Source organism: Microbacterium sp. 1262 (assembly GCF_040544895.1).
Taxonomy (GTDB): Bacteria; Actinomycetota; Actinomycetes; order Actinomycetales; family Microbacteriaceae; genus Microbacterium; species Microbacterium plantarum.
On sequence record NZ_JBEPKU010000001.1, the window covers coordinates 1872860 to 1885344 of the forward strand.

Genomic DNA, 12485 nt, shown 5'->3' on the forward strand with positions numbered 1-12485 from the left:
CACTCGGGTCCGTCGATCAGGCGATCGACGCAGACCCGAACGTGTGGATGGGGCGGCCGGTCGCGCCGGGTTCGAGGCGGAGGATGCCGCCCGAGAGAGGATGCCGCTGCAGCTGCTCCTCGGTGAGGTTCTCGCGCGCCGATCCGACGAGGAGGACGTCGAGGTCGGGCCCGGCGAACGCGACGGAGGTGATGTTGGGCACGGGCATCGTGCTCTCCTCGACGAGGTCTCCGTCGGCGCTCCAGCGCGCCACCATGCCCTCGCCATAGAGCCCGTTGAAGAACGAGCCGTCGGTCGCCATTACCAGCCCGTCACTCGACCGGCCGACAAGGTAGGGCTCGAGCTCTCCGAGCTCGCCGGCGGGACCGTAGGACGCGCGGTAGACGGTCGAGGTCGCGGTGTCGGTGATGTACATCGTGCGCCCGTCGTCGGACCACTCCATACCGTTCGCGATTCCGTAGCCGCCGCCGAGCACCCGCACGTCGCCGTCCGGGTCGACCGACCATACCGCCGCATCGGGGTCGTCAGTCGTGAGCTCCATGGCGCCGACGATGAAGCGGCCGAACGGGTCGACCTTGCCCTCGTTCAGCCGCATGCCGTCGTGGCGGTGACGCAGCGAGGCGAGGTCGCGCTCGATACGGCCGTCCGCGTCGAGAAGGACGACGCGGTCCTTCAGTGCCGCGATGTAGCCGCCTCCGGCGGCCGGCTGCACCGCCGATAGCGGCGGGGGCAACTCGACGACCCGGTCGTCGCTGCCGTCGACCGCCCCGTCGAGCGGGCCGCGATGCAGCAGCCCTGCGGTGATGTCGACCCACACGACCTCGTCGGTGCGGTCGTCCCACCAGATGCTCTCGACGAGCACGGCACGAGTGTCGCGGAACACTCCGATCTCATCTGCCACGGAGGGCCTCCTCGGGGACGACGTCGCGGATGGTGAGGACCGTCGCGATGAACGCGAGGTGGCTGAGGGCCTGCGGGGTGTTGCCCCAGGCGGTGCCGTCGTCAGCGTCGATCATCTCGGCGTAGATGCCGACGTCATTCGCGAGGGCGACGAGCTGGTCGACGAGGTCGAGCGCCTCGTCATGCCTGCCGACGCACGCCAGCGCCTCGGCGCGCCAGAACGCGCAGGCGACGAACGTCTTCTCCTCCGCCGACACCCCGCTGTAGCGGTACAGCAGCGGGCCGGCGCCCAGTTCGTCGGTGAGGGCGTCGATCGTCGTCGACATCCGCTCGCCGCGGTCGAAGCCGGTGGGCGCGTGCAGCAGCACGGAGGCGTCGAGCTCGTCCGAACCCGCGTAGAAGGCGTAGGCCGACTTCGCCTCGGACCAGCAGTTCTCGTCGATCCAGAGCCGGATGCGCTCGCGCTCGGCCTTCCACCGCTCGGCGCTCCCGGGGATCGCGCCGCTCTCGGCGAGCGCGACGGCGTCGTCGAGGGCTTTCCAGCATCCCATCTTCGAGGAGGTGTAGTGCCGTTCCTCCGGCAGCTCCCACATTCCCGAGTCGGGATTGCGCCACAGGTCGCAGGTGCGGTCGGCGACGCCCGCCAGCATCCGCCCCGTACCGATGTCCAGGACGTTCCCCGCATCGACGTACGTCCGGCAGATCGCCATGAGGTCGCCGTAGACGCCGAGCTGAAGCTGCTCGCGCGCTGGATTGCCCGTGACGACCGGACCGACGCCTCCCCAGCCGGGCACGGGGTAGTCCTGAGCATCGGGCACGAGTTCGCCGCCCAAGGTGTACATGACGTGCAGCTCGGGCCCGTGCTCGCGGATGGTGCGCAGCATCCATGACAGTGCCGCGTGCGTCTCCTCGCGGAGACCGAAGCGCACGAGCGCGTGAGCGGTGTAGGCGAGGTCGCGCACCCAGGCGTAGCGGTAATCCCAGTTCTTGCCGCCCTCGGGATTCTCGGGCAGCGACGTGGTGGCGGCAGCGGCGATCGCGCCGGTGGGACTGAAGATGAGCAGCTTGAGGGCGAGCGCGCTGCGCTGGATGCGTTCCTCCCAGGGGCCTTCGTACGAGAAGACCTCGGACCAGTGCCGCCAGTTGTCGATCGTCCGGTCGATGCCGACGTCGACGTTACGGGGGTCGGGAAGGTGCAGGGGCTCGTCGTGCGTCGCGGCGAGCGCGATGAGGTGACGCGAACCCTTCGAGGCGGTGAACGAGCCGGTCAGGCGGGGGCCGCTCGTGCCGTCGGGATCGGGAGCCTCGGGCCCGTGCTCGAACCCCACGACGACGAGAGCGGTCTTGCCGCTGCGGATGACGTCGCCGTGCTGAGTGCGCTCGATCCAGGGCGACGCCGTACGCAGCGAAGTACCGGGATGGATGCGCCAGGCCATCGGCACGGTGCCCTCGAGCCCGTCGATGCGACGAGCCAGCTCCGCCCACGGCATCCGCCCGGCGACTCCCGACACCATGGCGTCGGTGACTCTCACGGACCCGCGAGCCGTTGTGAACGTCGTCTCGAGAACATTGGTGTCGGGCACGTACCGACGGGTGGTCTCGAAATCCTCCGTGGGCGCGAGCTCGAGATATCCGCCCGTCTCGCGATCGAGCAGGCGCGCGAAGACGGGCGTCGAGGTCAGATCGGGGAGCGGCAGCCAATCCACGCTGCCGTCGAGACCGATCAGCGCGACGGTGCGGCCGTCGCCGATCGGCGCGTACGACTCGATCCCCGGGGTCACATGCCCTCGTCGTTGATGTCGCCCTCGCCGTCCTCGCCGAGTTCGGCGATGACCGGGTCGTCTCCCTGGGTCTCCGGCTGGGCGTATCCCGTGGGCAGGTCCTCTGCGGGGATCTCGTCTTCGTCCGACGGGATGTGCGCCGGGTCGTCGCTCGTCGCCGTCGCGACATCGAGTTCGGCGGGGTCGACGCCGGAGTCGAGCGCCTCGTCGATCGCGTCGGTGCGGTCCCACTCGCGCTGGGCCGGGTCGAGGTCGGGGTCGGCCACGCTGGTCGCATCGCCGTCGCGCAGCGGCTGGATGCCGGCATCCTCGGCTGCGGCGGGGCGGGCGAGGTCGTCGTTGAATGCGTTGGACATGCCTCCACGATGCGGCGGGGCGGCGAATCCGTCGAGCCACTTGCACCGGGCCGGAGTGCGCGGTAACGCGCGCACCCCTCGATCGCTCAGGTGCCGTCGGTAGGCTGGCACGCTCCGTCCCCGCTCTTCCCGGAGGTCCCCCATGCCCGTCGCCCGAATGCTGCTGGATGCCGGACGCGGCGCTCTCATCGGAACCGTCGAGATCATTCCCGGAGTCAGCGGCGGCACCGTCGCGCTCATCATCGGCGTCTACGAGACGCTCATCGAGTCGGCCGGCCACCTCGCCCGCGGGGTCGCCCGTGGTGTCGCGGACGGCGTGCGAGGCCGCGGGCTGACGCGCGCTCGTGCCGAGTTGGCCGCCGTGCGCTGGTCCGTCGTGCTGCCGGTCGGCATCGGCATGATCACCGCCGTCCTCGTCGCGTCCGCCGTCCTCGCCCCGATCATCGAGGCCGAGCCCGTCGCCTCACGCGCCTTGTTCGCCGGGCTCATCCTCGCGTCGCTCGTCGTGCCGATCCGCATGGTCGGCGGCCGGTGGCGGATGCGCGAGTACGCCGTCGCCCTCGTCGGCGCGGTCGCCGGCTTTGCCCTCACGAGCCTCCCCCAGGTCGACCCCCTCGACCCTCCTCTCCCGGTCGTCGCACTCGCGGCGGCGTTCGCCGTGTGCGCTCTGGTGCTGCCCGGCGTCTCGGGGTCGTTCCTCCTGCTGGCCGTCGGGATGTACGCGCCGACGCTGGCCGCCGTCAACGAGCGCGATTTCCTCTACCTGGGCGTCTTCATCCTCGGCGCCATGATCGGTCTCGGCCTGTTCGTCTCGGTGCTGCAGTGGCTGCTCGTCCACCGTCGGCGCATCATGCTCGCGACGATGACCGGCCTCATGATCGGCTCGCTCCGGGCGCTGTGGCCCTGGCAGGAGGGCGGCGCCGTCCAGGCCCCCGGGCCCGACGCGCTGCCGGCGCTCCTCCTGGTGGTGCTCGGCGCGGCGGCGGTGGGCGGCGTGCTGCTGATCGAGTCGGCCGTGTTGCGGCGGGCCGCGCGGCGCCTCGAATCCGGAGCCGCGGGCTAGCACACGGCGGTCCGATCCGCCTCCCCCTCGGCTCATCGGACCCGACGTGTGAGCGTGGAGACATGATGTCTTCGATCGCCGCCGCTGCACGCACGCTGACCGACGACTCCCCTCAGCTCCTGCTGCGTGGGTACCGATTCGGCGACCGCATCTGGAGTCGCGTACGGGCTGGCGCCCGCTCGGCTCCGATGGGCCTGCTCGGCGACCCGACCGTCTTCGTCCGCGGCGCGGAGGGCGTCGAGGTGTTCTACGACGAGGAGCGGGTCCGGCGCCACGGGGCGATGCCCGGAATCGTGCAAGAGACCCTGTTCGGGCATGGTTCGGTTCACAGCCTCGACGGCGAGGACCACCGGCACCGCAAGGCGACCTTCCTCGACGTCGCCTACGAGGACGAGCAGGTCGAGCGTCTGCGTCCGCTTCTGGCTGCCGAATGGCAGGGCGAGCTCGACGACTGGTTCGCCGGCGGGGAGCGTTCCGCCTACGACGCGGCGGTGGGCGCCTTCGGCCGCGCCGTCATGCGGTGGGCAGGACTCCCGGGAACGCCCGCGGCGAAGACGCGGTGGGCGGCTCGTCTCGCCCAGATCGTCGACGGCTTCGGCGTCCCCTACTCCCCCGAGTACCTCCTCGCCTGGATCAATCGCCGCTGGTCCGACCGGCACACCCAGCACCTCATCGAGGCGGTGCGCGACGGCGACCTCGAGCCCGAGCCCGGAACGGCCCTGCATGCATGGGCCTGGCACCGGGACCGCGCCGGTGTCCTGCTGTCCGCCCGCCTGGCCGGCATCGAACTGCAGAACAGCATGCGTCCGATGATCGCCGTCGCGCGCTTCGTGGCGTTCGCCGCGAAGGAGCTCCACGACCGTCCGGAGTGGCGCGATCGCATCGCCGCGGAGGCGGCCGAGCGTGAGACGCTCGACGGCGGGCCTCTCGCCGTGGCGTTCGCGCAGGAGATCCGGCGCACGGCCCCGTTCGTCCCCATGCTCCCCGCGCGTGCGGTCGCCGATATCGAACTCGACGGCCAGAGCGTCGCGGCGGGTGGCCGCGTCGTCCTCGACATCCTCGGCACCAACCTCGATGAGAACTCGTGGGAGCGTGCCGACTCGTTCGCGCCCGAGCGTTTCGTCGGCGTCGACGACTACGAGGCTCTCCCCGCATTCATCCCCCACGGCGGTGCCGATGTCGCGACGGGCCACCGCTGCCCTGGCGAGAAGCTCGCGATCGCCGGACTCGCGACGGCGATCACGGCGATGAGCCACCCGGATGTCACTATCCTCGACTCGGGTCTCGACGTGAACATGCGCCGGTTGCCCACCAAGCCGGCGTCGGGCGGGCGCGTGCGGGCGACGGGCACCGGCGGCGGCTGCCCGTTCCACCGGCGCTGACGCGTCACCGGCAGACGACGTGTCCCCCGAAAGGCCGACTCGACGGACCGGCGGGGAGGCCCTAGCGTCGATGACGTCGACGATCTTCCCCCCGGATCGTGGAACGCCCCGCATCCTCCGATGACGGGGCGTTCTGGTTTCTGCGGGACGCGCGGCGCCACGTCATCCGATCGGATGAAATCCTGCGCGGAAATTCAGCCCATACGTAGCTCGCAAATGGCACCGTTGCGCCCCGATTTCACTGCTTCACCGGCCATTTTCCCTCGAGGTGGACGGATGGTCGGCGCGCCCCAGCATCCTGCCACGCGAGGCATGATCGTGACGTCGGGTGCGATCCAGCGCTGATGGGGAGCAGGGCGGGCCTGCTCGATCCCTCGGCCGCGAGTTAGGTCCTCGTCTCGCGTCCGACCTGCGCCCGGGACTCTGGAGGGGTCCCGGGCGCCTTCTCGTTCCCGCGGACTTTCGCGCGCGGTTGCCGTTGCCGAATACGACAAAACCCCCGGTGCGTCCGGGGGTTTTCATCTGTAGCAGGAGCGGGGCTTGAACCCGCGACCTCACGATTATGAGTCGTGCGCTCTCACCAACTGAGCTACCCTGCCGCATCGCATCCGAGGATGCTGCGAGCCCCGAGTCAGGATTGAACTGACGACCCCTTCCTTACCATGGAAGTGCTCTGCCACTGAGCTATCGGGGCGTGCTACCCGCAAGCGGGCAACTAGAAGAGGATACCATCTCGGCGGCCTCACTTCGAATCAGGTCAGCGCTTCGTGTGCTCTTCGAGCCAGGCGATCGGGTCGATCTGCGTCGTCCCGCCGAGGAGCACCTCGAGGTGCAGGTGCGCGCCGGTCGACTTGCCGGTGCTGCCGACCTGTCCGATGATCTCGCCGGGCTCGATCGTGTCTCCGACCTTCACCCGCAGCGAGCCGTACTGCATGTGGCCGTAGCGCGTCGAGACGAGCTCACCGTCGATGTTGTGGTCGATGACGACGGTCACGCCGTAGTCGCCGCCTGCCTCGGTCGCGATGCGCACGGTTCCGCCCGCGACGGCGTGGATCTCAGCCCCGGCCCCCGGCGTCAGGTCGACACCGCGATGCGGGCGGGAGAACTCGGACAGGTACGAGACCGAGCCGAACTGCGCCGAGATCGGAACCCCGACCGGGAACGGCCACTGGATCGCGGCGTTGGGGTCGTTGACCCACGTACCGGCGAAGTTGGTCACACCCGAGTCGGCCGCGATCTCCGAGACGGACGTCACATCGAAGGTGTCGCTGCGATCGAAGGTGACGCCCGTGTTCGGAGACGAGACGTACGCCTGGATCTCTTCGGGCTCGATCGACGCGGATGTCCGGGGCGCCTCGGCCGTGATGTCGCGACCCGTGTCGCCCGAGGCGAAGACGGCGGCGGCAGGGCTCGTCAGGCCGACGGCCAGGAGACCGACGGCGGCGACGGCGCTCATCGAGACGGATGCGGCAGCAACTCGCTTGCCCACGCGACGCAGGCGACCCGGACGCGCGACCGTGACCTCGCGGGTGCGCTGCTGGTGCTCGGCGATGGACTCCTCGCCCACCTGCACCGGGGTCTGCGCAGTGAAGGAGAACAGCCGCGCGGCGAACTCGAACTCGTCGACGTCGTGCGCGTCGGACGGCTCGCGCGTCTCGTCGCTCGCGTGCGCGTCGCTGTGCGAGCGCGCGTCGTCGGCATCCGGCGTCTCGAAGTCGACCGCGGCCGGGCCGAACGACTCGCCCTGCGCGGCAACGTGCTCCGCGGCCGGGCGGGTGCGACGACGGCGGGATGGCGCGACGAAATCCGGTCCCGCGTAAGCGTCGCCGTCCACGACGGTGAGGACCATCTCGTCGGCTACGGTCTCGCTGGTCGCGGCGGCCTGCGAATCGACGGCTTCGACGTCCGGCGTCTGCGGTGCCTCGTCGATCGTTGCGACGTCATCGGCCGGAACGGCGGCGACCTTCGCGGCGAGCTCAGCTTCAGCTGCCAGCCGCCGCCACTGTGCCCGGGTGAGACAGGCAGCCCGCGTGAGTCCCGCCGAGGCTTCCCCTGCCGAGGGTCGCGAGGACGCGGCCTCAGTGGGAGTGGTCTCAGAAGTCAAATCGCAGGCTCTCGAAAACAGCGCGCGCTCGTGCGCAGCGGAACAGTCCGGGTTGCGTTCGATCCCTCGGCTCGGGTTCCGAAGATAACGAACGGGTAAACACTAACGTCTTACAGCTGGGAACGCGATCCACGCGTCAGCTTTCGTGGAAAACCCGTTCGGTCAGCCGACTGTGGAGCGACGACGACGCGGCGATCGTCATGGTACGGCCGGGCCGCTCGCCGGGCATACCGGTGACGACGCCGCCCGCCTCGGCGACGAGAAGCGCCCCGGCGGCGTGGTCCCACGGCTGCAGCCCACGCTCGACGTAGCCGTCGAGACGCCCCGCCGCGACGTAGGCGAGATCGAGCGATGCGGCGCCGGCTCGGCGGATGTCGCGAGCGACCGGCATGATCCGCCCGAGTCGCGCGAGGTCGCCCGCGTGCGTCGCCGGGTCGTAGCCGAAACCCGTCGCCAGGAGGGCACCGGCATCCGTCGGCTCGGACACCGCCAGGCGCGCATCCCCGAGCCACGCTCCCCCGCCCGCGGTCGCCCGGAACATCTCGTCGACAGCCGGCGAGAAGACCGCCGCCGCGACCGCCTCCCATCGCTGCGGATCGGGTTCACCGTCGACGACCGCGATGCTCACGGCGTAATGCGGGATGCCGTAGGCGTAGTTGACCGTTCCGTCGATGGGGTCCACGACCCAGGTCAGCCCGCTGGCGCCGCGCTCGGCGCCGGACTCCTCGCCGAGGAAGCCGTCATCGGGGCGCGCCTGTGCGATGCGATCGCGGATGAGGAGCTCGACCTCGCGGTCTGCTTCGGTGACGATGTCGGCGAGCGCCGACTTCGTCGCGGCGATCGCGACTCCCTCGCCGCGGCGTCGGCGCGCGAGCGCCCCCGCCTCGCGGGCGATGTCGACGGCCAGGTCTTCGAGCTCTCGGGCATCCACCATGCCACCCACGCTACGCGGTCGTGCCGGAGGCCAGCCTCGAAGCCGGATCGCCCAGGTCGAGGACTCGGGGTTCGATCGCCTGCAGCGCCTCCTCATCATGCGTGGCGCACACCACCGCACCGCCCTGCGCGAGATGACCGGTCAGCAGCTCTCGGAGCGCGCGGGCGGAGCTCCCCCCAGATCGATCCCGCCCAGTTAGCGAGGTCGAGCCCAATGAGGATGACGGCGCCGGCCGCTGTCTGCGACGGCACCCCGAACCGGGGCAGGCGAAGTGTCGTCAGGGCAGCAGCGACGATCCATGCGTGGGGCAGATCCACGATCACCGGCGCACCTCGCTCCGAACCGCCGGCATACGTGACAGCGAAGCTAGTGACGACACGGACATCAGCGCGTCGGCGGGAAGTCGCTCTACCGGAAGCTGACGATTCCGAAGCGCGCCGCCGTGATGAGAACCTGCACCCGGTCGCGGGCGTTCCACTTCAGCATGATGTTGCTCAAGTGGGCTTTGACCGTTCCTTGGGATACGTGCATCGAACGGGCGATCTCGCCGTTGGACTGGCCCGCTGCCAGATATCGCACGATCTCCGCCTCGCGCGCCGACAGCTTCTCCGACTCGGTAGGCAGTCGCAATGCACCGGTTTCAGCTGTCTGCAGGGCTCGGATCAGCTAGGGCGGCCCTCCTCGGTGGAGCTTTCGACTCCCGGCGTGAGGGGCGCGAATGGGTGGTGACGGCAGCCCTCCCCGTCGCCTGACGTGCGGCCGCGGAAAGCCTCAGCGCGGGGCGATGGGCTGGTTGGGCAGCGGTGGAGGCGGCGGATAGCCCCCGTACCCGGGCTCGGCGTGGGCCGCCTGCTGCGGCGGGGCCACCTGCGGTGCGGGGGCGGACTGCTGCGTCGGCGCGGGGGCCTGCGGCGCCGGTTGCGCCGGAGCGTAACCCTGCGGGTAGGTGGGGCGCCCCGTGTAGTACGCCTGCCAGTCGGGCGATCCGTCGGCGAGGACGGGGAGAGGCGTCCGGCCATCGGCGTAGGTCGGCCATGCCGGGGCAGCCTGCTGAGGAGCGCGAGGCATCAGTAGCGCGTTCACGAGGGGCACGAGGGCCGTGCCCACGGCGGCGAGGATCGTCAGTGCGACCACGACCCGCCAGTAGATCGGCAGGAAGTCGAACCACTCCCCACCGACCAACGGCACGATGAGCATGACCGCGACGATGCCGAGGAAGGCGATCGTCACATAGGTGACGATCGACAGGAAGGTCGTGGGGTTGCGCAGGTAGGCCTTGGTGAAGAGCCGCAGGTGCAGCAGCGCCAGCTGCAGGATGAGCAGCACCAGGAGGAACCGCATGAACCGCTCGTACCCCCAGCCGAAGCTCTCGGTCGGGGATGGAAGCCAGATCATGACGGCGCCCACGAGCAGCGCCACGACCCAGGTGCCCATGCTCGTCAGAGCGAACCACGCGGGGCGACGACCTGCGAGGTGCGACTCGAGGATGGCGATACCTGCGAAGCCGGCGAGCAGCAGCACGGTCATGAACGCGCGGGCGACGATTCCGGTGCCCGACCCGATCAGCACCCAGACGACGCAGACGATAGCCGCCGCGATGAGCGCACCGATGGCGACCCAGATCGCGGCTCGCAGCAGCTTGTTCGATTCCGGAGATGTGATGGGCTTGCTCATCGACAGGGTTTCCTTCCGCGCTGACACCTCACATCCTGGCATGCACGAGCGTTCCGTGCGGTGCTGAGAGGATTCTGTGGTGAACCCACCCCGAGAGCCTGGCCTTGAACTCGACGCATCCGCGACGCGCACCTTCTTCCGCACGCGTCGCGCGGCGCTGATCCTGGTCGCGATCGTCTCGGTGAGCACGACCGTTCAGGTGCTCGCAACGCCGATCACCGCGATGATGGCTGGCCCCGTCGATTGGCCCTTCGACATATCGATATCGCTGCTGTGCGTCATCCTCGCCCTGGCATGCGTGGCCCAAGCCTCGGCTGTCCTCCTGAGCGATCGGTGGCCCCGCATCGCGGTCTTCGCAACCGTGGCCGTCTACCTCCTCCTCCTCGGCGCCTTCGACATACCGAACTGGCTCATCGGCACGTATCTCGTCGTGGCACTCGCGCAGTTCCTTCTTGCCCGCCGGGTCTCGGCCGGTTCCGCCGTGGTGTGCTTGCTCGGCGTCGTGGTCGCCGGAATGGGCGGGCTCTTCACCTGGGCCGTCTTCTACTCGGGTGATGTCGGTACCGCTCTGAGCTTCATGGCGAACGAGTTCTTCCGCTTCACCGCGCCGGCCCTCGGGGCGACCGCCCTGGGGATCTGGTGGGGCGCCCAGGTTCGTCAGATGAACCTTGCTCGCGAGCAGGCCGAGCTCGCGCGCCAAGAACACGATGCGCGGGTCAACGAGGCGCGTGAACGCGAGCGCGCCCGCATCGCGCAAGAGCTGCACGATGTCGCGGGCCAGCACCTCGCCGGGCTCGTGACGCTGGCCGACGCCGCCATCTCCCTCGCACCGGCACGCCCCGACGAAGCCATCCGTCTGGTCGGCGAGGTGCGCAACGAGGGCCGATTCGCCGCCGCGAGCCTGGCGGGTGCGCTGAGCGATCTGCACGCTGCCGACGCAGCTGGTCCCGCCGAGACGACCCGCGACCTGCGTCGCGCCGGTGAGCTCGTGGAGTTCTGGTCGCAACGCGGCATGCCGGTCTCATTCGACCTCGAAGGAGCCGTGTCCGATCTGCCCGCCGTCGTCTCGACCACCGCCTACCGCGTTCTCCAGGAGGCACTGACGAACTCGGCGAAACACGCCCCCGGAGCGCCGGTCACCATCTCGGTGACCGTGACCGACGAGGAGCTCCGGGCCCGGGTCGTCAACCAAGCACCCGGCACTGATTCGATGCCCGTGCCGGGCCTCGATCTCGGCTGGGGCCTGCGCGGGATGCGCGAGCGCGTCGAACTGTTGCGCGGCACACTGTTCGCAGGGCCGACGCCGACCGGCGGATGGGATGTGCGAATCGCGATCCCGATCGACCCGATCGCCTGACAAGGAGAACGGTATGAATCGTGGGGCCGAGCGCATCCGCGTTCTGATCGCCGACGACAATCGCGCCGTACGCCGGGGGCTGCGGCTTCAGCTCGAAGGCGCTCCCGGCATCCAGGTCGTCGGCGAGGTCTCGAACGGCGTCGACGCCGTTCACGTCGCACGGGCCGAACGCGCCGACGTCGTGCTCATGGACATCCAGATGCCCCAGATGTCCGGGTTGTCCGCCACGCGCCTGCTCGCTCGTCCCGACGACGGTCGCTCCCCCATCGCCGTCATCGTCATGACGAGCTTCGCCGTCGACGGCTACGTCAGTGAGGCACTGGATTCGGGCGCCGTCGGATACCTGCTGAAAAGCCACGACTCGGACCAGCTCGTCGGCGCGATCTACGCCGCAGCGCGGGGCGAGGCACTCGTGTCATCGCGAGTGACGGCGCCGCTGATCCGAGAGTTCGTGCGCCGCGGCGGCGCTCCCGAAGACCCGGAAGCAAGCGCTCTGCTGACCTCGGCCGAGCGCCGCGTGATCTCCGTGCTCGCCGGCGGAGTCACGAGCAACGAAGGCATCGCCGAGACGCTGCAGGTGTCGGTTCACACCGTTCGATCGCAGCTGCATTCCGCACTCAAGAAGCTCGATCTCGCCGACCGCACCCAGCTCGCACTGTGGGGCGCGCGCAACCGGGTGTGAGATTCCTTCATACATCCGGGTGAAACTTCGACACGGGTTTTCACCGCACGACCGACCGCACGACCCGGCTTTTCGAACAGTTTCAGGTCTTTAGCCCTTCGCACCTCCTTGCCCCGGGTATTCTGAACGATCGCGATTGCTTCATCCATTCGGATGAATTTTCACGACCTATTTGCGCGCCGCCTCGGTGTCCGTGAACGGCTGCGACGCGGCACCACCGGCAGCTCAGGGCGCCTTTGTGCCGGCAGCCGC

11 protein-coding genes and 2 tRNA genes are annotated in these 12485 nt (G+C 69.6%); 4 read left to right on the forward strand and 9 right to left on the reverse strand.

Translation table 11 applies throughout. From position 1 onward, the window contains the following. Positions 1-16: 16 nt before the first annotated feature. Genes ABIC53_RS08950 through ABIC53_RS08960 form a run of 3 tightly spaced genes read right to left on the reverse strand, consistent with a single transcriptional unit; the run spans position 17 to position 3037 of the window. The gene (locus ABIC53_RS08950; protein WP_354451179.1) at positions 17-901 is read right to left on the reverse strand and encodes an SMP-30/gluconolactonase/LRE family protein; all 885 of its coding nucleotides are present in this window, start codon (positions 899-901) and stop codon (positions 17-19) included. Continuing rightward, positions 891-2681, reverse strand: coding sequence for a glycoside hydrolase family 15 protein (locus ABIC53_RS08955; RefSeq protein ID WP_282502169.1), 1791 nt, complete (start codon positions 2679-2681; stop codon positions 891-893). The genes ABIC53_RS08950 and ABIC53_RS08955 overlap by 11 nt, the downstream gene beginning before the upstream one ends. Continuing rightward, positions 2678-3037 (reverse strand): sugar ABC transporter ATPase, encoded by a 360-nt coding sequence (locus ABIC53_RS08960; protein ID WP_112616796.1) that lies wholly within the window; start codon positions 3035-3037, stop codon positions 2678-2680. The genes ABIC53_RS08955 and ABIC53_RS08960 overlap by 4 nt, the downstream gene beginning before the upstream one ends. Positions 3038-3179: 142 nt before the next feature. On the opposite strand from ABIC53_RS08960, the gene ABIC53_RS08965 reads away from it, so the two are divergent. Together ABIC53_RS08965 and ABIC53_RS08970 are read left to right on the forward strand one after the other, a co-directional pair. After that, positions 3180-4100 (forward strand): DUF368 domain-containing protein, encoded by a 921-nt coding sequence (locus ABIC53_RS08965; protein ID WP_282502168.1) that lies wholly within the window; start codon positions 3180-3182, stop codon positions 4098-4100. Positions 4101-4162: 62 nt separating this feature from the next. Continuing rightward, on the forward strand, positions 4163-5482 hold the full coding sequence (locus ABIC53_RS08970) for a cytochrome P450 (protein ID WP_323987313.1): 1320 nt from the start codon (positions 4163-4165) through the stop codon (positions 5480-5482). Positions 5483-6007: 525 nt separating this feature from the next. Here ABIC53_RS08970 and ABIC53_RS08975 read toward each other — a convergent pair. From ABIC53_RS08975 to ABIC53_RS09000, 6 genes are all read right to left on the reverse strand, one after another. Then, positions 6008-6081: transfer RNA gene (locus ABIC53_RS08975), tRNA-Met, on the reverse strand. Between the two features lie 23 nt (positions 6082-6104). Further along, a tRNA-Thr gene (locus tag ABIC53_RS08980) sits at positions 6105-6176 on the reverse strand. A 63-nt stretch (positions 6177-6239) separates the two neighbouring features. After that, complete coding sequence (locus ABIC53_RS08985) at positions 6240-7586, reverse strand: M23 family metallopeptidase (RefSeq protein WP_354451182.1); 1347 nt, start codon at positions 7584-7586, stop codon at positions 6240-6242. Between the two features lie 136 nt (positions 7587-7722). Beyond that, on the reverse strand, positions 7723-8520 hold the full coding sequence (locus tag ABIC53_RS08990; RefSeq protein WP_354451184.1) for an inositol monophosphatase family protein: 798 nt from the start codon (positions 8518-8520) through the stop codon (positions 7723-7725). 408 nt (positions 8521-8928) lie between these two features. Further along, entirely contained in the window at positions 8929-9150 is a 222-nt protein-coding gene (locus ABIC53_RS08995) for a response regulator transcription factor (protein ID WP_354451186.1), read from the reverse strand. A 141-nt stretch (positions 9151-9291) separates the two neighbouring features. Then, a complete protein-coding gene (locus ABIC53_RS09000; RefSeq protein WP_354451188.1) occupies positions 9292-10194 on the reverse strand; it encodes a hypothetical protein in 903 nt (300 codons plus the stop codon). 79 nt (positions 10195-10273) lie between these two features. On the opposite strand from ABIC53_RS09000, the gene ABIC53_RS09005 reads away from it, so the two are divergent. Together ABIC53_RS09005 and ABIC53_RS09010 are read left to right on the forward strand one after the other, a co-directional pair. Beyond that, positions 10274-11551: an ATP-binding protein gene (locus ABIC53_RS09005; RefSeq protein WP_354451190.1), complete on the forward strand. Its 1278-nt coding sequence runs from the start codon at positions 10274-10276 to the stop codon at positions 11549-11551. Between the two features lie 13 nt (positions 11552-11564). Further along, on the forward strand, positions 11565-12233 hold the full coding sequence (locus ABIC53_RS09010) for a response regulator transcription factor (protein WP_112616763.1): 669 nt from the start codon (positions 11565-11567) through the stop codon (positions 12231-12233). The last annotated feature ends 252 nt before the right edge of the window (positions 12234-12485 follow it).